This window comes from Enterobacter sp. Li2LvB3 (genome assembly GCF_056156645.1).
On sequence record NZ_JBSICG010000007.1, the window covers coordinates 143,451 to 162,996 of the forward strand.

Genomic DNA, 19,546 nt, shown 5'->3' on the forward strand with positions numbered 1-19,546 from the left:
GTAGTGTAATTTTTGTTCTACTTCTTTAATTTATTTATTGTTTCCCTTCCGTATTTTTTTTCCATTGCAGCTACAAATGAAGGTTCAATGTAATGTGCAAAAGCTAACAAGCCCTTCAATTTGTCCACGGCTTCCTGATCTAATTTATCATAAGAAAAACGATGTATTGCTGATGATATTAATCTTTTTCTTTCTCGCCCAAGTGATATGTTATCATTGTTCGAGATTGTTATACCCGTAATATGTCGATTATGAGCTTTCGAAGAAAAAATAGTTTTATCATTATTTAAAGAGATAGAGTCTTTGAAAAGATCGATTAAAACTTGTCTTATTAAATTATCAAACCCAATAAGTGTATTCTTTATATTGGTCGAAAATGTCATATCATCAGCATATCTTGTGAATGTTATCTCTCTTTTCAGACACTCTGTTTCAATAATTTTGTCAAATGAGTACATTATTACATTGGAGATAAACGGTGAGCTGGGTGCTCCAACACTCAATTTTAAACTTGATTTCCTATGCTCACGATAGAACAAACAGTTTGATATAATAGAAGCATTGTCTTTATCAAAATCAATGTGGTTTCTTTTACATTCAGCAAAAAATATTTCAGGTGTTAACGAGTTAAAAAAGTTGGATAAATCCAGTTTTAACAAATAACTATTTTTTGAGTGAATGAGCGCATTTTCTTTAATTCCTCGCCCAGATCTATAAGCATAAGCGCAATCATGTACAGGCAGTATATCAGATAGTTCTTTAATAATAATCCGTTGAATGAATTTCAGTTCCTTTGAAGGATGCGCAATTTTACGCTTTTCATCAGAGTTTCTTTTGTTTATTTCATAAATCTTGTATCTATAAGGAGCTGTGGCAATAAAAATATTAATGAGATCATCACTTAAAAAAAGTGTGCTTTGTAAAAGCTTGCGTAATGATTTTAGATTATTGGTCATTTTCTTCACCATACTTGGCTAATACACTAAGGCGCCGTTGTTCTTTATCCTTTAAATTAAAGGCGAGTTCTTGCTTTAAATTTATTTTATTTTTTGTTTTGTCGAATTGTTTTTTATCTGAATAAGAGCCAAATTTTATATAGTTATCATTAGCCAGTTTCTTTGGGGGGAAGAAATATGCATTTGAACTTCTTTTCTTTTTTTGTATTAGCTCTAATGTGAGTAGTAGGTAGATTAATTGAGAAAGACGTTTTTGCGGAATCTTAATTTGAAAAGACAAAAGAACTGATTCAATTTCAGAGATTTGAACAGGAAAGCAGATATTTATTATCTCAAGTATAAGCATACATAAATGACCGTCATCATTTTTCCTGAATTTTTCAATCTTATTTTTACTGTTAACTCTTGAAAGAATATCTTCGCAAATTTCGCCCCACACTGATTTGTCAAACTTTCCCTTTTCGGCATCATATGGGTATGTGAGTACTGCTTCATTTACATAAGTGGATATTCTTTTTAGTGGCCCTAAAAAAATAAATGAGTCTTCGCTCTCAACATGATCTTCTGGTGCAATAACACAAATTTTATCATATAAGTTTTCGAAAGAAGAAAATATCCCTAACTCAACTAATGATCCGGGGCTTTCGAGAAATAGAAGAACTTGTGATGATATTTTTGCGATGTCGTGCTCGAAATGAAGCAAATCATCATACTGACCTGACTCAATATAGTCTTTGAAAGATTCAGCCATTCTTAGGCAATTATGAAACTCTTCATGTTCAGTAGCTGTATAAGCGTATAGCTGTCCGCGCATACTTGTAGGAATGGGTTGTTTTACATCTACAAGCCCACCACAAACAAATATCAAATTTAGGCTGTTATTAATGACAGTAAAATTTTCAACTTCAAGATTTTTAAATGTATCTTTTATAATTTGTTCGTACATCTAATTGTCCAAATAAAAAAAGAGACCTAAGTCTCTTTTTAACTCTTTACTAAAGGATGCGGCGGATGCAAATCGGCCGATCGTGTGAGTGAGCGAGCAGGATCGGCCGATTTGCATCTGACGCAACCCTAAATCTAAACAATAAGTTAGTGTCTGGCGAAACGCCCGACAAGGCTATTAAACTAAAGCCCATACGCTAAAGAGTTCTTTTTTTATAGCATGATGAGTGGCGATGTTCAAACTTTTTTGCCTAACAGAACGACTAAGTGACAGGCATCCCCTTCCTAACTAGCCCCTTTGTCTGTAAAGACCTTAGCCTTAGATGTTTAGGATGTCATACCAAGAGGTGTAATCCGTCATGCAGCAATGGCCTTAAGTTTTTGCGCTTGAACGTAATCTCCCCACCACTGCATCAGCTCTGTTCTTTCAGCAAGATACTCAGCACGATTGTAAGCGGCTATGATTTCGTTGTTCTTAGTATGAGCTAAGGCGGATTCAAGCACTTCTGTTCTAAATTTACCGCTTTCTTCAGCAGCCGTTCTTGCTATAGAACGCATTCCGTGTGCTACCAGTTCACCACCGAATCCCATACGGATGATTGCAGCATTAGCTGTTTGCTCATGCATGTGGTTAAGCGGGGCCTTAATGCTTGGGAAAACCCACTCTCTATGACCACTGATTGGTCTGATTAACTCAAGTATACGCATAGCCTCTTTACTCAGCGGAATCTTGTGAGGGCGTTTCATCTTCATAAACTCACCGGGGATGTTCCAGAATCGATTATCTTCGTCTATATCACTCCACCGAGCACGGACAGCTTCTCCCGGACGAACCCACGTAAGGAGTTGCCACTCAATTAGAAGACGTGTTTCGAGTCGTATAGAAGCGTTAGATAGAGCAATTAAGAATCGGGGTAAATCATCTGGTGGTAAAGCAGGCATGTTTTGCTTCTTGGGCTTACTGAATCGCTGACCGAGGTTATCAGCAGGATTAAACTCAATAAGTTCTTCTGTCGCAGCCCAACGAAAAATTTCATTTAGACGTGAAATGATACGGCGTAGGGTTTCCAATACGCCTCGTTGTTCTATGGGATCAAGGTGTTGTTTTAAGAGCTTGGGACGGATCTCTTTGATAGGAACGTTGCCTAAACCGGGGAAAATATTTCGTTCAAGGCTTCGCCAGATGTCTTCTGCGTGGTCTGGAGAGATACCAGAGGTCTTAACCTTTTCATCTAACCATTTCCTAGCAACCGCTTGTAGCGTGTGCTCAGTGGCATCCTTAAGGGCATTGGCTTTATCGTTGTTGTGAATCTGCGGATCGATACCATTTGCAAGCAACGATAAGTATTCATCACGTAAAGCCCGAGCTTTGGCAAGTGTGAGATGAGGGTAGGTTCCTAAGCTCATCTTTGTTCGCTTCTTACTTACTGGCACTGCATACCTGAAATACCAATTTTTCTTACCACCCTTTGATAGGGGAGCGATTCGTAGCATCAGGCCGTCACCATCAAAAAGGTTGATCTCCTTTTCTGCTGGCTTGGTATTTTTGATTTCAGTGTCAGTGAGTTTCTTAGCGATTTTTGCCATTTTTAGGACCCTCGATTTTGGGACCCTTTGCGTTGGGTCCCAAAAAGGGTGCCATAAGGAGTAGCTTCTAGCAAATTTCAGTAGACTTCTGTAGACGTAAAAAAGCCCGCAAGGCTGGTTCCATGCGGGCTTAGTAGACTTCAGTATACTTCAAACAACTAAAAAGTGGTGGAGCTGGCGGGAGTTGAACCCGCGTCCGAAATTTCTACATCCTCGGTACTACATGCTTAGTTTGTCTTTACATTCGCACGCCAGCTGCGGACAGACACGCCACTAACGAACTAGCCTGATTAGTTTTAGCACTTCAACCCCAGGCAGGGCATCCGCGCGATCTCTTTTGGGTTTGACCTCTCTTGATCCCCGTCTTAAGAGCGGAAGCTAGGGAGAGAGGGCTCTTAGCAGGTTATTAAGCTGCTAAAGCGTAGTTTTCGTCGTTTGCGACTATTTTTTTGCGGCTTTTTACGAGGCAAACCGCCCCTCGGCATGCACCTTGGGTTTCGCAAATCCCGTCGAATCCAGAATCAGCCCCAATAGTGTTGAACTGAGTATACCAGATTTCACTTCCTGGATACCAGCCCGGAACGCTAACTTATTGAATCGCTCAATAAGTATCCTAAAATTAACGGCCTGCGTGCTTCATGATACGCGCTTTATCGACCTGCCATTCACGATCTTTAGCATCGTTACGTTTGTCGTGCTGCTTCTTACCTTTCGCGACGCCGATTTTCACTTTGCACCAGGCGTTCTTCCAGTACAGAGACAGGGCCAGCACGGTATAACCTTCGCGATTGATGCGCCCGAAAAGGGAATCCAGCTCACGCTTGTTCAGCAGCAGCTTACGGGTGCGGGTTGGATCGCACACGTAGTGCGAAGAGGCGACCGTCAGCGGCGTAAAGTTTGCGCCAAATAAAAAGGCTTCGCCGTCTTTGAAGATCACATAGCTATCACCAATATTGGCTTTGCCAGCGCGCAGTGATTTTACTTCCCAGCCCTGCAATGCAAGACCTGCTTCGAATTCTTCTTCGATGAAATACTCATGGCGAGCACGCTTGTTAAGTGCAATGGTCGCCGAACCTGGTTTATGTGCTTTTTTCTTCGTCATAGGTGTCGTAAAGCCGTCGGTAATCTGATTTCAAAAAGTCACCTCATTGCGTCCTGTGAGGTCTAACGCGCTATATTAGCACGAGATGAGGCTTAGCGTTTTTTTAACAGGTGATAAATGTTATTATTTGTCCGTTGTGTGACCATGGAAAATGCTATGCCTCAGATTAGCCGTACTGCGCTTGTCCCCTTCAGCGTGGAACAAATGTATCAGTTAGTGAACGATGTTCAGTCTTATCCGCAGTTTATTCCGGGATGTACCGGTAGCCGGGTACTGGAATCAGGCCCGACGCAGATGACGGCGGCCGTGGATGTCTCTAAAGCGGGGATCAGTAAGACGTTCACGACCCGCAATACGCTGACCGATAATCAGAGTATTTTGATGCATCTGGTTGATGGTCCGTTTAAAACCCTGATGGGGGGCTGGAAGTTCACGCCATTGAGCGCTGACGCCTGCCGCATTGAATTCCATCTCGATTTTGAATTTACCAACAAGCTTATAGAACTGGCGTTTGGCCGTATCTTTAAAGAGCTGGCTTCAAACATGGTTCAGGCGTTCACCTCTCGCGCCAAAGAGGTCTACAGTGTCGCATAAGATTGCTGTAGAAGTGGTGTACGCGCTGCCGGAAAAACAGTATCTGCAACGCGTTTCGCTTGAAGCGAATGCAACGGTTGAGGACGCCATTCGTGCCTCGGGCTTGCTTGAGCTTCGCAGTGATATCGATCTGGCAAAGAACAAAGTCGGTATCTACAGCCGCCCGGTAAAACTGGGGGATGTGCTGAAAGAGGGCGACAGGGTAGAGATTTATCGACCGCTGATTGCCGATCCGAAAGAGCTGCGTCGCCAGCGTGCGGAGAAATCGGGTAAGTAGTTTTGTTCCCCTCACCCTAACCCTCTCCCCAGAGGGGCGAGGGGATAAAAGAAAACAAAAAAGGTGCTCATTGAGCACCTTTTTGCATTTCTGACGCCAGATTAGTTGGTCAGCGCAGGTTTGTTGTCGATGTTAGTCAACACGCCGCCGCTGCTGAAGGTCAGCGTGAGGGTCTGCTGGGTCACATCTTCATGACCAGGCTGCTGACGGAATACATAGAACCAGGTGTTTGTGCCGAATGGATCGGACATCATCGGGGTTCCCAGTGCATAAGCGACCTGCTGTTGTGTCATCCCCACACGGATTTTGGACACATCGTTAGGGGTAAGGTAGTTCCCCTGGTTGATGTCAGGACGGTAAACCACTTTCTCCAGAGTGGAACAGCCTGCGGTCAACATCAGAAGAACCGCTGCGGCAGCGGTCAGCGTTTTACAGCGCATAGTGATTTGATTCCTTTTCGGGCCCGAGCAGTACGCGGCTCATATGTAATATGCCGATGATAATAGACCTTGCCCCACTTTGAAACCGGTCTGGCGGCGTTTTTATTGTTCTCTATGACTCTGAGATCCCGAAAAAGTTTAGGCAGCCAGTAGTTCTTTCGCGTTAGCGAGGGTATTGCGCGTCACTTCACTTCCCCCCAGCAGGCGCGCCAGCTCCTGTAAACGCGAGCGCTTATCTAAAGGCGTCATGTGCGTTTCGGTCATTTCGCCATCAGTTTCTTTGCTGACGATAAAGTGGTGATGGCCACAGCCAGCCACCTGCGGCAGGTGGGTGACGCACATCACCTGGGTGGATTCGCCCAGCTGACGCAGTAGTTTGCCCACCACGGCCGCCGTTGGGCCGCTGATCCCCACATCCACTTCATCGAAAATGAGCGCCGGGGTTTCCATTTTACGTGCCGTAATCACCTGGATGGAGAGGGCGATGCGGGACAGCTCACCACCCGATGCCACTTTAGAAATGGCCTGTAAAGGCTGACCTGGGTTTGTGGTCACGCGAAATTCGATGCGGTCCGCGCCTTCAGCTGTCAGGTAATTTTCTTCAAAGCGAACATCAATCGTGAACACACCGTGCGGCATTGCCAGCGTGTGCATACTCTCGGTGATGTGCTGGCTTAATTCCTGCGCATAGTGCTGACGGATGTCGTGCAGCTGTTTTGCCGTCGCCAGCGCCTGTTGGTGGTGCAGATTCACCGCCAGCGTTAAGGTTTCTTGCGAGTCGGCCTGGTCGTCAAGCTGCTGCTGTTCATCCAGCAGGCTCTGATAAAAGTTTGGCAGATCTTCCGGTGACACATGATGTTTACGCGCCAGCGAAATCTGGCGAGAGATGCGTTGTTCAAGTTCAAACAGACGATTAGGGTCGAGATCCAGGCGCTCACAATAGTGACGCAGTTCGTCCCCCGCCTCTGAAATCTGGATGGCGGCCTCTTCCAGCATATCCAGCACGCTGGAGAGTTTGCTGTCCATGCCTGCCAGCTCGGTAACTAACTGGCGTACGTTATACAGCTGGCTTTGCAGGTTAACGTCTTCGCCATCCGCCAGCAGGTTCAGGGCGTTTTGGCTGGTTGAGAGCAAATGGCCGCTGTTGGCCAGGCGCTTGTACTCTTCGTCGATTTGCTCGAATTCCCCTGGCAGCGGGTTAAATTCGTTCAGCTCTTTCAGCTGATATTCAAGCAGCTCGGCTCGCGCGGCGCGCTCCTGGCTCAGCTGCTGGTGCTGGGCAAGCTCACGGCAGCTCTGGTGCCACTGGCGGTAGTGTTCTGCCATCAGTTGAGTAAGTGCATACTCACCCGCGTAGCCATCGAGCAGGGCTTTTTGCTGCTCAGGCTTAACAAGCTGTTGGTGGGCGTGCTGGCCGTGGATCTGAATCAGTAACTGGCCGAGCTCGCGAAGCTGGGAAAGCGGTACGGCCGTGCCATTGATGAAGCCACGTGAGCGGCCATCACTGCTGATCACACGGCGAAGTAAACACTCACGTCCATCTTCAAGCTGGTTCACTTCCAGCCAGCGCTGAGCGGCGGGGGTGTCTTTCAATGAAAAGCGGGCGCAGAGATCGGCGCGGTTAGCGCCAGCGCGCACCATGTCGCCTTCTGCACGCCCGCCCAGGCACAAGCCCAGAGCATCAATGGCAATGGATTTACCAGCACCGGTTTCCCCGGTGATAGCCGTCATGCCACTGTGGAAGTCGATTTCAAGTTCACGAACAATGGCGAAGTTGCTGATGGTCAGTTGTGCCAGCATAATTGTTTTCCTGTATGAAAAACCATGACTGTGTTTTCATACAGTATAGACTGGTTTTATATACAGTAAAGTGCTGGATGCAAAATCAGAACAATTTTTTTGACCAGCCGAGCTTAGAGCTTAATGTATTGAAATAGCTGTAATCTTTTGGGTGGATCAGATTCAGGTGGTAATCGCAGCGGCGGATTAACACGTCTTCACCTTCCTGTATAGGCAGCGCGATTTGGCTGTCACAGCTGATCTCCAGGTCGTTGCGGCGATGTGAGAAACGCAGGCGAATGGTGCTGCTGCCGTTGATAACCAGCGGACGAGCAGAGAGAGTATGCGGGAACATTGGCACCAGTGTGATGGCATCCAGCGACGGCGTTAAAATGGGGCCGCCCGCAGAAAGCGAGTAGGCGGTAGAACCCGTCGGCGTGGAGATAATCAGCCCGTCAGAACGCTGAGAGAACGCAAAGATCTCATCGATATAGACTTCGAATTCAATCATATGCGCCACTTTTCCTGGGTGGAGAACCACTTCGTTAATGGCGGTGCTGATGCGTTTCTGGCAGTCCTGCTGGCACACCTGCGCTTCAAGCAAAAAGCGTTTCTCGCTGATATAGTGGCCTTCCAGAACGTCGGCAAGCTGTTGCTGGGCATTGTCCGGGTCGAGATCGGTCAGAAAACCGAGGTTGCCACGGTTAATGCCGATAACTTTGATATCGTAGCGCGCCAGGGTACGGGCCGCTCCCAGCATGTTGCCGTCACCGCCGACCACGACGGCGAGATCCGCCTGCTGGCCAATTTCCGCCAGCGTACCGGTTCTGACGCTCTTAAGCTGTAGCTCCTGCGCAATTTGCTGTTCGACCATCACGTCATAGCCTTTGGCGCACAGCCAGCGATACAACATTTCATGTGTCGTCAACGCGGTAGGGTGACGCGGATGCCCGACGATCCCAATACACTTGAAATGATTATTCATTTTCTGGAGGTCCTTGTGCCTAATGAATGATGACAATCTGTCTTGTTCCCTTGAATCCCGGAAACTGATCCCCATAATAAGCGAAGTTAGCGAGATGAATGCAGAAAAACGCGGAGAAATTCATGAGTAGTAAAGAACAGAAAACGCCTGAGGGGCAAGCCCCGGAAGAAATTATCACGGAACAGCACGATGAAGTTGAGGCCGTAGAGTCAGCAACTTCTGCTGAGCAGGTGGACCCGCGCGATGAAAAAATTGCGAATCTGGAAGCCCAGGTTGTAGAAGCACAGAATCGCGAACGCGATGGTGTGTTACGCATCAAAGCGGAAATGGAAAACCTGCGTCGTCGTACCGAGCTGGACGTTGAAAAGGCGCATAAGTTTGCGCTGGAGAAGTTTATCAACGAACTGCTGCCGGTTATCGATAGCCTGGATCGCGCGCTGGAAGTGGCTGATAAAGCTAATCCGGATAACACCGCCATGATTGAAGGTATCGAGCTGACGCTGAAATCCATGCTGGATGTGGTACGTAAGTTTGGTGTTGAAGTGATTGCCGATACCAACGTGCCGCTGGATCCAAACGTTCACCAGGCAATTGCTATGGTGGAATCTGAAGACGTTGAAGCCGGTAAAGTGTTGGGCGTGATGCAGAAAGGTTACACCCTGAACGGCCGTACCATCCGCGCTGCTATGGTGACGGTGGCGAAAGCGAAAGCGTAATTTGCCGCCCTGTAGTGCCGGGTGGCGGCTTCGCCTTACCCGGCCTACAACGTTACTCAGCGATACTTTCGCGCAGTGGTTTCACGGGCAGGATTTTCACCTGCTTAATCATATTGTCCTGCACGTCCAGGATATCAATATCGTATTGCTCAATGCGTACCCGCGTGCCTGCCGCCGGGATTTCTTCCAGTGCTTCCAGAATCATTCCGTTCATGGTGCGGGCTTCGTCTTCTGGCAGGTGCCAGTTAAAGGCTTTATTGATCTCACGGATGTTGGCGCTGCCATCAATTAGCACTGAGCCGTCGTTCTGCGGGGTAACTTCCTCTGCCAGCGAGGGTGACATTGAGGTGGTAAAGTCCCCGACAATCTCTTCGAGAATATCCTCTACCGTCACCAGCCCCTGAATATCGCCATATTCATCTACAACCAGCCCGACTTTCTTCTTATTGCGCTGGAATTTCACCAACTGAGTGCTGAGCGGCGTGCCTTCTGGCACATAGTAAATCTCGTCAGCAGCGCGCAGCAGTATCTCTTTGGTAAACTCGTTTTTTTCGGTCATCAGACGGTAAGCTTCGCGTACACGCAGCATACTGATGGCATCGTCCAGCGAATCGCGGTACAGCACGATACGACCGTGCGGAGAGTGCGTGAGCTGACGAACAATAGCTTTCCAGTCGTCATTGATATCGATACCGACGATTTCGTTGCGCGGCACCATAATGTCGTCAACGCTGACCTTTTCAAGATCCAGCACCGACAGAAGCATGTCCTGGTTGCGGCGGGAAATTTGCGAGCGGGATTCGTTCACGATGGTGCGCAGCTCATCTTTGCTGAGTGCGCTGCTAATGGTGACGTCCGCTTTGATGCCGACCATGCGCATCAGAATACGCGTCACCATATTCAGCAGCCAGACCAGCGGCATCATCAGGATCAGTAAAGGGGCCAGCAGGAAGCTGCTCGGGTAGGCGACTTTCTCCGGGTAAAGCGCCGCGATGGTTTTTGGCAGCACTTCGGCAAACACCAGTACCACAAACGTCAGTACACCGGTGGCAATCGCCACACCGGCGTTACCGTACAGGCGCATCCCGACGATAGTCCCCAGTGCTGAGGCGAGGATATTGACCAGGTTGTTACCGATAAGGACCAGGCTAATCAGGCGGTCCGGCTTACGCAATAGCTTTTCTACACGACGTGCGGCGCGGTTACCTTGTTTAGCGCGGTGACGCAGCCGATAGCGGTTCAGCGTCATCATGCCGGTTTCCGAGCCCGAGAAATAGGCAGATATGACCACCATGATGATCAGCGTGACGATCAGCGTGGTGGTAGAGATGTGTTCCAGGGGGAACTCCTTTGTTACTTAGCCAGCAAATTGCTGTATGAAGCGGCTACCGAAATAGGCAAGAGTGAGTATGCCTGCACCCGCAACGTTGAACCAGACTACGCGGCGACCGCGCCAGCCTTCATGATAATGGCCCCATAACAGGACAATATAGACAAACCACGCAATGATGGAGAGGACGGCTTTGTCGATATTCTCCACGCTGAAGAGGTTTTTCATATAAAACAGGCCAGTACAGAGTGTTAGCGTCAACAGTACAACCCCGACCTGGGTGATGTGGAACATTTTACGTTCGATGACCATCAGCGGCGGCATTTCATGGTTGAAGGCCAGCTTTTTGTTTTTCAGCTGGTAGTCAATCCAGGCCAGCTGCATTGCGTACAGCGCGGCAATAATCAGCGTGGCATACGCGAACAGCGACAAGCCAATATGCACCAACATTCCCGGCGTAGCTTCCAGGTGGGTAATGAACTCATTGGGCATAAAGGTGGCTAAGGCCAGATTGATCAGCGCAAAGGAATAGACAATCGGCAGCAGCAACCAGCCACGATTTTTGGATGCCACTATGGTCATTACCGTACAGATCATCAGGCTGACCAGCGAGCCGACGTTAAGTACGCTCAGGTTTTGCACGCTGCCATCGCCGGGAATAATGCGCGATTCCAGCGCAAAAGCGTGGCATATGAGCGCGATCACCGCTGAAAGAATGGCCATACGTCGCCAGCCGCTGTTTTTTTGCAGCAGGCCAGGAATGATCAGCGCGAGGCTGACAGAGTAGGCAACAAGGGCGATCAGTGCGAAAACAGGCATATAGGCGTCGACAGTCGTCTTAATAATAAAGAGAAGCAGTATAACGTTACGTGACGCGTGCTCCAACCGTTGCATAACAACAAAGCCGCCTTCATGTTATACTCCGGCAAAATTCTGTGTATGTGTCGCTAATGCGACCCAACGTTTCTACCTCAGGCGAGAGACAATGTTTGATAATTTAACCGATCGTTTGTCGCGCACGCTGCGCAACATCAGCGGCCGCGGACGCCTCACCGAAGAAAATATTAAGGAAACGCTGCGCGAAGTGCGTATGGCGCTGCTCGAAGCAGACGTTGCGTTGCCTGTCGTGCGTGATTTTATCAGCCGCGTTAAAGAAAAAGCGGTTGGTCACGAAGTTAACAAGAGCCTGACCCCGGGTCAGGAGTTCGTCAAAATCGTTCGTACCGAACTGGTTTCGGCGATGGGCGAAGAGAACCAGGTGCTTAACCTGGCGGCTCAGCCACCGGCAGTGGTGCTGATGGCCGGCCTGCAAGGTGCGGGTAAAACCACAAGCGTGGGTAAGCTGGGTAAATTCCTGCGCGAGAAGCACAAGAAAAAAGTGCTGGTTGTCTCTGCGGACGTATACCGCCCTGCGGCAATCAAACAGCTGGAAACCCTGGCAGAGCAGGTTGGCGTGGATTTCTTCCCGTCTGACGTTGCCCAGAAACCTGTCGACATCGTGAACGCTGCGCTGAAAGAAGCGAAGTTGAAATTCTACGACGTGCTGCTGGTGGATACCGCCGGTCGTCTGCACGTTGACGAAGCGATGATGGACGAAATCAAGCAGGTTCATGCTTCTATCAATCCGGTAGAAACTCTGTTTGTTGTCGATGCCATGACCGGCCAGGATGCGGCGAATACCGCAAAAGCCTTCAACGAAGCACTGCCGTTAACCGGCGTGGTGCTGACGAAAGTGGACGGTGATGCGCGTGGTGGTGCGGCGCTTTCTATTCGCCATATCACCGGTAAGCCAATTAAGTTCCTCGGCGTTGGCGAGAAAACCGAAGCCCTGGAGCCGTTCCACCCAGACCGTATTGCCTCCCGTATTCTCGGCATGGGCGATGTGCTGTCGCTTATCGAAGATATCGAGAGCAAAGTAGACCGTGCGCAGGCCGAGAAGCTGGCCAGCAAGCTGAAAAAAGGCGACGGTTTCGATCTGACCGACTTCCTTGAGCAACTGCGTCAGATGAAAAACATGGGCGGCATGGCGAGCCTGATGGGCAAACTGCCGGGCATGGGCCAGATCCCTGACAACGTAAAAGCGCAGATGGATGACAAAGTGCTGGTGCGAATGGAGGCCATCATCAACTCGATGACGCTGAAAGAGCGCGCTAACCCGGACATCATCAAAGGTTCCCGTAAACGCCGTATCGCAGCAGGATGTGGGATGCAGGTACAGGACGTTAACCGTCTTCTGAAACAGTTCGACGACATGCAGCGCATGATGAAGAAAATGAAGAAAGGCGGTATGGCGAAGATGATGCGCGGCATGAAAGGGATGATGCCCCCAGGATTCCCAGGCCGCTAAGCGGCCTGGCTTGTTTGCCATTTCGGCACCGGGGTGTGCTCGCCATCCTCACGTACTGCGTGTACGCTCCGGTGGCTGCGCGCACGCTGGCACCGAACTGACTGCACCGCCGACGACCTTTTCTGGCAGACTTCGCAACTGCTGATTGCATTTTCCGCAGAAATCAGTAAAATTTTCGGGCTTTTAATATGACACCCGGGCTCCGTTCCTCGATGGGGCCCGGTTGTTTTATTCACACAAGAGGATGTTATGGTAACTATTCGTTTAGCACGTCACGGCGCTAAAAAGCGTCCGTTCTACCAGGTTGTTGTTACTGACAGCCGTAATGCACGCAACGGTCGCTTCATTGAGCGCGTTGGTTTCTTCAACCCACTGGCCTCTGGCGCAGAAGAAGAAACTCGTCTGGATCTGGATCGTATCGCTCACTGGGTTGGCCAGGGCGCTACTGTTTCCGATCGCGTTGCTACGCTGATCAAAGCAGCAAACAAAGCAGCTTAATCTGTCACGGTGGTCATGATGAGCAAGCAACACACCGCACCAGTACCTGTTGAACCGATCGTATTGGGGAAAATGGGTTCTACTTACGGTATCCGTGGTTGGCTCAGAGTGTTTTCCTCCACTGAAGACGCCGAAAGCATTTTTGATTACCAGCCCTGGTTTATCCAGAAAGGCGGTAAGTGGGAAGAGGTCGAGCTGGAAAGCTGGCGTCACCACAATCAGGATATCGTTATCAAGCTGAAAGGCGTTGACGATCGCGATGCCGCGAATCTACTGACTAATTGTGAAATTGTCGTTGATTCGTCGCAGTTGCCGAAGCTGGATGATGGCTACTACTGGAAAGACCTTATTGGCTGCCAGGTAGTGACCACTGAAGGTTATGGTCTTGGTAAAGTCATTGATATGATGGAAACCGGATCAAATGACGTTCTCGTCATCAAGGCAAACCTGAAAGATGCATTTGGCATCAAGGAGCGGTTGGTTCCGTTCCTCGATGGACAGGTTATCAAGAATGTCGATCTCACTACTCAAACCATTGAAGTAGATTGGGATCCTGGTTTTTAAATTCTCCGGATAAACGGTAAAAGACGGCGCTATGTGGATTGGCATAATTAGCCTGTTTCCTGAAATGTTCCGCGCGATTACCGATTACGGGGTAACTGGCCGGGCAGTAAAAAATGGCCTGCTGAGCATCCAGAGCTGGAGTCCTCGTGACTTTGCTCATGACCGGCACCGTACCGTGGACGAACGTCCTTACGGTGGCGGACCGGGGATGTTGATGATGGTGCAACCCTTACGGGACGCCATTCACACAGCAAAAGCCGCGGCAGGTGAAGGCGCGAAGGTGATTTATCTGTCACCTCAGGGACGCAAGCTTGATCAAGCGGGCGTGAGCGAACTGGCGACGAATCAAAAGCTGATTCTGGTCTGTGGTCGCTATGAAGGGATAGATGAGCGCGTAATTCAAACCGAGATTGATGAAGAATGGTCTATCGGCGATTACGTTCTCAGCGGTGGTGAGTTACCAGCGATGACGCTGATTGACTCCGTCGCCCGGTTCATTCCGGGGGTACTGGGCCATGAGGCTTCGGCAACAGAAGATTCTTTTGCCGATGGATTGCTGGACTGTCCACACTATACTCGTCCTGAAGTGTTAGAAGGGATGGAAGTACCGGCAGTATTGCTGTCTGGAAACCATGCCGAGATACGTCGCTGGCGTTTGAAGCAGTCGCTGGGCCGGACCTGGCTTAGAAGACCTGAACTTCTGGAAAACCTGGCTCTGACTGAAGAGCAAGCAAAGTTGCTGGCCGAGTTCAAAACTGAACACGCGCACCAGCAGCATGAACATGATGGGAATGCGTAATACGCTCCCGAATATCAGTTTACCCAGGATAAGAGATTAAATTATGAGCAACATCATTAAACAAATTGAACAAGAGCAGATGAAGCAGGACGTACCTTCCTTCCGTCCAGGTGACACCGTGGAAGTGAAAGTATGGGTTGTTGAAGGTTCCAAAAAACGTCTGCAGGCATTCGAGGGCGTGGTTATCGCTATTCGTAACCGCGGTCTGCACTCTGCATTCACTGTTCGTAAAATTTCCAACGGCGAAGGCGTTGAGCGTGTCTTCCAGACTCACTCTCCGGTAGTTGACAGCATTGCTGTTAAACGTCGTGGTGCTGTACGTAAAGCTAAACTGTACTACCTGCGTGAGCGTACTGGTAAGTCAGCTCGTATTAAAGAGCGTCTGAACTAAGATTCGCTTAAGCGACATCCTGTTAAAAAGGGCTGGCCGAAAGGCTGGCCCTTTTTTTATCTCAACGCATCTCCCGCGTTAACCCTTTCGTCATAAATCATTTACAATGCTTGCCTCTTCGGTGGAGGGTAAGTGGATAACACACTGCATCAGCACAACTGGAAACGCGCAGCGGCATTGACCGCGCTGTTTGCGATCCTGCTGATCGTGGTGGCGCCGCTTGTCTCCGTCTCGTTGCAAAAAGATCCCATGAGCGCGATGCCGGGAATGCATCATGATATGAGCATGATGTCGATGGATGAACATCATGGCGATATGCAGCACACCATGCCGGTCGATCATGCTGAAGCGTGTGGTTACTGCGTACTGTTAGCCCATGTCCCGGGCATGATGCTGGCGCTGATCGTCCTGCTCAGTGTGGTGATGCAAAGACTGCAGGTAAAGCCGCCTCGTCAGGCGGTCAGTCACTGGCACTTTTTCCCCTGGCTTTATCCTGATACTCGCGCGCCACCGCGCTGGTCTGCTTTTTCCCTTTAAAAATAAATTCGATAACTTTTTGCCTTAAAAAGGAAAAGTATGACCACCTGCACTCCGCGCGCGGCATGGGGAAACCTGCTGCGTCGACTCCATTTCTATATTGGGCTGTTTGTCGGCCCGTTTATCTTCTTCGCGGCCCTGACCGGCACGCTGTATGTGGCAACGCCGCAGCTGGAAAATGTGTTGTACCGGCACGCGCTTCACACGGATGCTGTGGGGGAACCGCAGTCGCTGGCGGAACAAATTGCCGTGGCAGAAAAAACTGTGGGCCCGGAACTGAGACTGCATGCCGTTCGCCCTGGACTGACTGAAGGTGAAACGACCCGTGTGATGTTCGCCGACCCTTCGCTTGGGCCATCAGAGAATCGGGCGATTTTTATCGATCCTGTCAGCCTTGAAGTGCGTGGCGATCTGACGGTATACGGCACCAGCGGAATTCTGCCACTTCGTCAGACTATTGATTATCTGCATACCTCGCTGATGCTGGGTGATACCGGACGGCTTTACAGCGAGCTGGCCGCTTCATGGATGTGGGTTGCCGCACTGGGGGGAATTGCTCTGTGGTTTTATACCCGGCCAAAGCGACGCATCAATAATCGCTTCCAGAACCGTCGACGCCTGCATGTCACGCTCGGCTGGACCTTGCTGGGCGGGATGTTGCTGTTCTCGGCAACCGGGCTGACCTGGTCGCAGTGGGCAGGGGGGAATGTCGATAAACTGCGTGCTGAAATGAACTGGCTCACGCCGCAGGTTAACACCCAGCTTTCCGGTGCGCCTCAGCAGATGGATGAGCACGCTGAGCATCACGGTCATCATGGCGGAATGATGATGCCAGAGATGGATATGGATCTGACGCAGTTTGACGGTGTGTTGGATGCCGCCAGAAAGGCAGGAATCGATGCCAGCAAGCTGGAGATCCGCCCGGCCAAAGCAACTAATCAAGCCTGGACGGTAACCGAAATCGATCGTAGCTGGCCGACACAGGTAGATAGCGTGTCGGTTGATCCCCATTCCATGCAGGTCCTGGACAGAACCCGGTTCGACGATTTCCCGCTCATGGCCAAGTTGACCCGCTGGGGTGTGGATTTCCACATGGGGATTTTGTTTGGTCTGGCAAACCAGCTTTTGCTTATCGCTTTTGGTCTGGCGCTCTGCGTGCTGATCATTTGGGGATACCGCCTGTGGTGGATGCGTCGTCCTGCGCAGTCAAGCGCAAACCCGGTTCAGACACTCTGTCAGAGCTGGCTGGCGTTATCGCTTCCTGCAAGGTTAGTCACTGCAGTTATGAGCATACTGCTGGGACTGGCGCTTCCGGTGATGGGAGGCAGTCTGTTGCTGTTCATTTTGTTTGACTGGCTGCGCTGGCGAGCGGCCATAAATGTGTTGCTCGCCGAATCATCCGTTAAATAATGTCTATGGCGTGCTGATGACTACTGCTACGCGGCGGTTTTCAGCACGACCTTTCGATGTACTGTTGCTGGACACCGGGTATTTTTTACCTAACCCCTGGGTGGTGAGATTACTGCGCGGGATGCTGGCACCTTTTGCCCAGCTGTCGGCAACGACATTGGCTCGTTTTAACGATAACGCTTCGTTATAGCTATCTTCACCGTAGTTGTCGGTGTGTCCATCCATGCGCGCATGAGTTAAACCGGTCGCAGCCAGACGTGTTGCCATTGTCTGGATCTGTTTTTCGCTCTCAGGGCGCAGTTGCGCTTCATTTTTGCCGAACAGAATGGTGTCAGAAAGTCCCAGTGACCAGTCGCCATTGAGTTCATTGAAGCCATATGACTTCATGGCGGCGATTTGCTCTGCAGTGAATTTTCCTTGTGGCGGCGTCTGACATCCTGCCAGAACCATTGATGCCAGTAAGAGCGGTGCGAGGTATCGCTTTAACATATCGTATTCCTTTCTAGGATATTGTTTTTGAACGCTGATTTTTAACCTGGTACATATTGCGGTCGGCTTGCTCCAGTAATGCTTCCACCGAAGCATTTTCCCACGCCAGAGCAAAGCCAATGCTGAGTGACATTGACGCTGTGTGCCCGTTATGCAAATCGAACGGGCGGATAAACTGCTGCGACAGCGCAGAACAAATGTGTTGGACATCGGGTTCTGAATGTACGCCGTACAGGATCATTGCAAATTCATCGCCGCCAAGACGGTACGATTGATGGCGGTTTTCCCCGAACTCAACCATTCTGCTGGCGACCTCAATTAGCACGCAGTCGCCTGCGGCATGTCCCCATGTATCATTGATAAATTTAAAGTTATCGCCATCCAGGAAAAGCAGCGCAGAGTTCATTTTTGCGGAGGGGTCATTCATTAATGCCGCAATACTGTTGCGAAATGCCGCCCGGTTAGCCAGACCCGTTAACGGGTCGTGCATTGCGGTACGCAGCAACTGTGCATTTTTGGCCTGGAGCTTCAGTTGCCACTCTTCCATTTCGTCCAGCAGGCTGTTGAAGTCCTCACCAAAATGATGGAACTCTTCGATCCTGCCCTCTTTTACCCGGCGGGAGAAATTACGGTTGGTGCGTACGTCGTGGACGACATCGGTAATATTTTGCATCGCTGTGACCATGCCGTGATGCAGGGAGCGGGTAATGGTTAATGCCACCAGAGAGGCAAAAAGAATGCAGCCTGTGAGAACGGCAAACGACATCCAGATAAAGTGGCTGATAAGACTGTCGCGCGCCGTAAGGCGAATTTCACCAATCTTATTTCCGTTATGCATAATGGGCTGCGCGACAGGGTTTGGGAACAACCAGCGGCTGACTAACGCACCCAGCGTATCCGTATTGTCTTCAGGGTTCCATGACCACCAGGCAAAACGTTTTTCATGAATATTGAGGACTTCTGCCACCGCAAATTGCCCCTGTTTGCCGAGGGTGGCGAGTGTTTCATTCGCGGCCAGTGAGTCGTTGAAAACCAGTGAAGCTTCAAGGCTGTGGCTCATGGTTGCGCCGGTTAATTCGAGATTTTTTTGCGCGTATTGTTTTAACGTCACGACGGAAGCAAAACAAAGCAACAGCCATATAAACGTCATTGTTATTATGACGCTTATCATGCTGATACGCCTCAACGTTCTTTTAAACGTAGGACGTGGAGCTGAAGTGAAATCCTTATTCATGCTTCGAATTCCGTGCAAGCATTAATACATCTGGACTGACTCTCACACCACTACGAGACAGTGCATCCAGATTTACGGAAAACCTAACCCGGTCGTCCTCTATAATGAGACAAAATGCGCTTCCAATAACACATTCCGGATTCTGTTCTGAGATTAATAGCAACGCTCGGCCCTGATACTGACTTATTAAATCAAGCTGTTGGGCAGGGGATTCAGTCCCAAAATATATAGCGTCGCACATGGCTGCCAGTGCTTCCTGATCGTTACGCACGATAACAGGAGTATAAGGTAACTCACTATGCCCATCTGTGTGGCTGAGTGTGTGCGCGTAGTGCGATGTGGCGTAAACACAGAGTTTTGGCTGGCCGGAAAGTGCTGGCCATCGGGTATAACTTACAATACCCGATACAATTAAACGCACCGATTTATCGGTCTCCGTTAGCGTTCCGGCAACCGTTGCGCCCGCAGTAAGCAGCAGTATCAATGCCAGAGTTAGTCGGTACAAAGAGATCAAGAATGAAATTCTCACCAGAAACCGCCATACCGCTCTGGAAATAGATGTCCTT

Annotated in this window: 22 protein-coding genes and 1 other RNA gene; 10 read left to right on the plus strand and 13 right to left on the minus strand. The window is 49.6% G+C overall.

The genetic code is table 11. The features are described from left to right. Nucleotides 1–17: 17 nt before the first annotated feature. From ACS603_RS08205 to smpB, 5 genes are all read right to left on the minus strand, one after another. Nucleotides 18–956: a retron St85 family RNA-directed DNA polymerase gene (locus tag ACS603_RS08205; RefSeq protein ID WP_058802860.1), complete on the minus strand. Its 939-nt coding sequence runs from the start codon at nucleotides 954–956 to the stop codon at nucleotides 18–20. Beyond that, nucleotides 946–1,902 (minus strand): retron St85 family effector protein, encoded by a 957-nt coding sequence (locus ACS603_RS08210; protein ID WP_058802857.1) that lies wholly within the window; start codon nucleotides 1,900–1,902, stop codon nucleotides 946–948. Before ACS603_RS08210 ends, ACS603_RS08205 begins: the two co-directional genes overlap by 11 nt. A 356-nt stretch (nucleotides 1,903–2,258) precedes the next feature. Then, nucleotides 2,259–3,488 carry an integrase domain-containing protein gene (locus ACS603_RS08215; protein WP_058802858.1) on the minus strand — a complete coding sequence of 410 codons (1,230 nt, stop codon included), beginning with the start codon at nucleotides 3,486–3,488 and terminating at the stop codon, nucleotides 2,259–2,261. A gap of 166 nt (nucleotides 3,489–3,654) precedes the next feature. Beyond that, nucleotides 3,655–4,017, minus strand: a transfer-messenger RNA (tmRNA) gene (gene ssrA / locus ACS603_RS08220). 90 nt (nucleotides 4,018–4,107) lie between these two features. After that, nucleotides 4,108–4,590, minus strand: coding sequence for an SsrA-binding protein SmpB (gene smpB / locus ACS603_RS08225; RefSeq protein ID WP_014071418.1), 483 nt, complete (start codon nucleotides 4,588–4,590; stop codon nucleotides 4,108–4,110). 156 nt (nucleotides 4,591–4,746) lie between these two features. Here smpB and ACS603_RS08230 point away from each other — a divergent pair, with 156 nt between their 5' ends. Together ACS603_RS08230 and ACS603_RS08235 are read left to right on the plus strand one after the other, a co-directional pair. Then, nucleotides 4,747–5,184 carry a type II toxin-antitoxin system RatA family toxin gene (locus tag ACS603_RS08230; protein ID WP_041162109.1) on the plus strand — a complete coding sequence of 146 codons (438 nt, stop codon included), beginning with the start codon at nucleotides 4,747–4,749 and terminating at the stop codon, nucleotides 5,182–5,184. Then, nucleotides 5,174–5,461 carry an RnfH family protein gene (locus tag ACS603_RS08235; RefSeq protein ID WP_474944086.1) on the plus strand — a complete coding sequence of 96 codons (288 nt, stop codon included), beginning with the start codon at nucleotides 5,174–5,176 and terminating at the stop codon, nucleotides 5,459–5,461. Before ACS603_RS08230 ends, ACS603_RS08235 begins: the two co-directional genes overlap by 11 nt. 101 nt (nucleotides 5,462–5,562) lie before the next feature. Here the strand turns inward: ACS603_RS08235 and bamE are convergent, their stop codons facing one another. The 3 genes from bamE to nadK all read right to left on the minus strand — a co-directional run bounded on the left by bamE (nucleotide 5,563) and on the right by nadK (nucleotide 8,665). Further along, nucleotides 5,563–5,901 carry an outer membrane protein assembly factor BamE gene (gene bamE / locus ACS603_RS08240; protein WP_182062123.1) on the minus strand — a complete coding sequence of 113 codons (339 nt, stop codon included), beginning with the start codon at nucleotides 5,899–5,901 and terminating at the stop codon, nucleotides 5,563–5,565. Nucleotides 5,902–6,039: 138 nt separating this feature from the next. Continuing rightward, on the minus strand, nucleotides 6,040–7,701 hold the full coding sequence (gene recN / locus ACS603_RS08245) for a DNA repair protein RecN (RefSeq protein ID WP_446493768.1): 1,662 nt from the start codon (nucleotides 7,699–7,701) through the stop codon (nucleotides 6,040–6,042). An 85-nt stretch (nucleotides 7,702–7,786) separates the two neighbouring features. Then, a complete protein-coding gene (gene nadK / locus ACS603_RS08250) occupies nucleotides 7,787–8,665 on the minus strand; it encodes an NAD(+) kinase (RefSeq protein WP_041162108.1) in 879 nt (292 codons plus the stop codon). Nucleotides 8,666–8,787: 122 nt separating this feature from the next. Here nadK and grpE point away from each other — a divergent pair, with 122 nt between their 5' ends. Continuing rightward, complete coding sequence (gene grpE, locus ACS603_RS08255) at nucleotides 8,788–9,381, plus strand: nucleotide exchange factor GrpE (protein WP_182062121.1); 594 nt, start codon at nucleotides 8,788–8,790, stop codon at nucleotides 9,379–9,381. Between the two features lie 52 nt (nucleotides 9,382–9,433). Here the strand turns inward: grpE and ACS603_RS08260 are convergent, their stop codons facing one another. Next, complete coding sequence (locus ACS603_RS08260; RefSeq protein WP_182063450.1) at nucleotides 9,434–10,720, minus strand: HlyC/CorC family transporter; 1,287 nt, start codon at nucleotides 10,718–10,720, stop codon at nucleotides 9,434–9,436. 18 nt (nucleotides 10,721–10,738) lie between these two features. After that, the gene (locus ACS603_RS08265; RefSeq protein ID WP_182062120.1) at nucleotides 10,739–11,530 is read right to left on the minus strand and encodes a cytochrome C assembly family protein; all 792 of its coding nucleotides are present in this window, start codon (nucleotides 11,528–11,530) and stop codon (nucleotides 10,739–10,741) included. Nucleotides 11,531–11,696: 166 nt separating this feature from the next. On the opposite strand from ACS603_RS08265, the gene ffh reads away from it, so the two are divergent. The 7 genes from ffh (at nucleotide 11,697) to ACS603_RS08300 (ending at nucleotide 17,257) form a co-directional block, all read left to right on the plus strand. Beyond that, a complete protein-coding gene (ffh, locus tag ACS603_RS08270; RefSeq protein ID WP_182062119.1) occupies nucleotides 11,697–13,058 on the plus strand; it encodes a signal recognition particle protein in 1,362 nt (453 codons plus the stop codon). A 249-nt stretch (nucleotides 13,059–13,307) separates the two neighbouring features. Beyond that, nucleotides 13,308–13,556 (plus strand): 30S ribosomal protein S16, encoded by a 249-nt coding sequence (rpsP, locus tag ACS603_RS08275; RefSeq protein ID WP_022649067.1) that lies wholly within the window; start codon nucleotides 13,308–13,310, stop codon nucleotides 13,554–13,556. 18 nt (nucleotides 13,557–13,574) lie between these two features. Further along, on the plus strand, nucleotides 13,575–14,120 hold the full coding sequence (gene rimM / locus ACS603_RS08280; RefSeq protein ID WP_182062118.1) for a ribosome maturation factor RimM: 546 nt from the start codon (nucleotides 13,575–13,577) through the stop codon (nucleotides 14,118–14,120). 31 nt (nucleotides 14,121–14,151) lie between these two features. Beyond that, entirely contained in the window at nucleotides 14,152–14,919 is a 768-nt protein-coding gene (trmD, locus tag ACS603_RS08285; RefSeq protein WP_446493767.1) for a tRNA (guanosine(37)-N1)-methyltransferase TrmD, read from the plus strand. Nucleotides 14,920–14,962: 43 nt separating this feature from the next. Continuing rightward, nucleotides 14,963–15,310, plus strand: coding sequence for a 50S ribosomal protein L19 (gene rplS, locus ACS603_RS08290; RefSeq protein WP_006178051.1), 348 nt, complete (start codon nucleotides 14,963–14,965; stop codon nucleotides 15,308–15,310). Between the two features lie 132 nt (nucleotides 15,311–15,442). Next, nucleotides 15,443–15,847, plus strand: a complete 405-nt coding sequence (locus ACS603_RS08295) for a DUF2946 domain-containing protein (protein WP_182062116.1) — start codon at nucleotides 15,443–15,445, stop codon at nucleotides 15,845–15,847. A 39-nt stretch (nucleotides 15,848–15,886) separates the two neighbouring features. Next, on the plus strand, nucleotides 15,887–17,257 hold the full coding sequence (locus ACS603_RS08300) for a PepSY-associated TM helix domain-containing protein (protein ID WP_474944087.1): 1,371 nt from the start codon (nucleotides 15,887–15,889) through the stop codon (nucleotides 17,255–17,257). A gap of 3 nt (nucleotides 17,258–17,260) precedes the next feature. Here ACS603_RS08300 and ACS603_RS08305 read toward each other — a convergent pair whose 3' ends face one another. Genes ACS603_RS08305 through yfiR form a run of 3 tightly spaced genes read right to left on the minus strand, consistent with a single transcriptional unit; the run spans nucleotide 17,261 to nucleotide 19,509 of the window. After that, nucleotides 17,261–17,746: an OmpA family protein gene (locus ACS603_RS08305; RefSeq protein ID WP_182062114.1), complete on the minus strand. Its 486-nt coding sequence runs from the start codon at nucleotides 17,744–17,746 to the stop codon at nucleotides 17,261–17,263. A 13-nt stretch (nucleotides 17,747–17,759) separates the two neighbouring features. After that, nucleotides 17,760–18,980, minus strand: a complete 1,221-nt coding sequence (dgcN, locus tag ACS603_RS08310; RefSeq protein WP_182062113.1) for a diguanylate cyclase DgcN/YfiN — start codon at nucleotides 18,978–18,980, stop codon at nucleotides 17,760–17,762. After that, nucleotides 18,973–19,509, minus strand: coding sequence for a regulatory sequestration protein YfiR (yfiR, locus tag ACS603_RS08315; protein WP_395677025.1), 537 nt, complete (start codon nucleotides 19,507–19,509; stop codon nucleotides 18,973–18,975). Before yfiR ends, dgcN begins: the two co-directional genes overlap by 8 nt. Nucleotides 19,510–19,546 lie beyond the last annotated feature (37 nt).

Bases quoted from the DNA above. Each gene is read 5' to 3' on its own strand.
- trmD (WP_446493767.1), top strand. From the start codon at position 14,152: ATGTGGATTGGCATAATTAGCCTGTTTCCTGAAATGTTCCGCGCGATT.
- ACS603_RS08230 (WP_041162109.1), top strand. From the start codon at position 4,747: ATGCCTCAGATTAGCCGTACTGCGCTTGTCCCCTTCAGCGTGGAACAA.
- recN (WP_446493768.1), bottom strand. From the start codon at position 7,701: ATGCTGGCACAACTGACCATCAGCAACTTCGCCATTGTTCGTGAACTT.
- ACS603_RS08305 (WP_182062114.1), bottom strand. From the start codon at position 17,746: ATGTTAAAGCGATACCTCGCACCGCTCTTACTGGCATCAATGGTTCTG.
- ACS603_RS08210 (WP_058802857.1), bottom strand. From the start codon at position 1,902: ATGTACGAACAAATTATAAAAGATACATTTAAAAATCTTGAAGTTGAA.
- ffh (WP_182062119.1), top strand. From the start codon at position 11,697: ATGTTTGATAATTTAACCGATCGTTTGTCGCGCACGCTGCGCAACATC.
- ACS603_RS08300 (WP_474944087.1), top strand. From the start codon at position 15,887: ATGACCACCTGCACTCCGCGCGCGGCATGGGGAAACCTGCTGCGTCGA.
- smpB (WP_014071418.1), bottom strand. From the start codon at position 4,590: ATGACGAAGAAAAAAGCACATAAACCAGGTTCGGCGACCATTGCACTT.
- grpE (WP_182062121.1), top strand. From the start codon at position 8,788: ATGAGTAGTAAAGAACAGAAAACGCCTGAGGGGCAAGCCCCGGAAGAA.
- ACS603_RS08265 (WP_182062120.1), bottom strand. From the start codon at position 11,530: ATGCCTGTTTTCGCACTGATCGCCCTTGTTGCCTACTCTGTCAGCCTC.
- rpsP (WP_022649067.1), top strand. From the start codon at position 13,308: ATGGTAACTATTCGTTTAGCACGTCACGGCGCTAAAAAGCGTCCGTTC.
- ACS603_RS08215 (WP_058802858.1), bottom strand. From the start codon at position 3,488: ATGGCAAAAATCGCTAAGAAACTCACTGACACTGAAATCAAAAATACC.
- nadK (WP_041162108.1), bottom strand. From the start codon at position 8,665: ATGAATAATCATTTCAAGTGTATTGGGATCGTCGGGCATCCGCGTCAC.
- rplS (WP_006178051.1), top strand. From the start codon at position 14,963: ATGAGCAACATCATTAAACAAATTGAACAAGAGCAGATGAAGCAGGAC.
- ACS603_RS08205 (WP_058802860.1), bottom strand. From the start codon at position 956: ATGACCAATAATCTAAAATCATTACGCAAGCTTTTACAAAGCACACTT.
- rimM (WP_182062118.1), top strand. From the start codon at position 13,575: ATGAGCAAGCAACACACCGCACCAGTACCTGTTGAACCGATCGTATTG.
- dgcN (WP_182062113.1), bottom strand. From the start codon at position 18,980: ATGAATAAGGATTTCACTTCAGCTCCACGTCCTACGTTTAAAAGAACG.
- bamE (WP_182062123.1), bottom strand. From the start codon at position 5,901: ATGCGCTGTAAAACGCTGACCGCTGCCGCAGCGGTTCTTCTGATGTTG.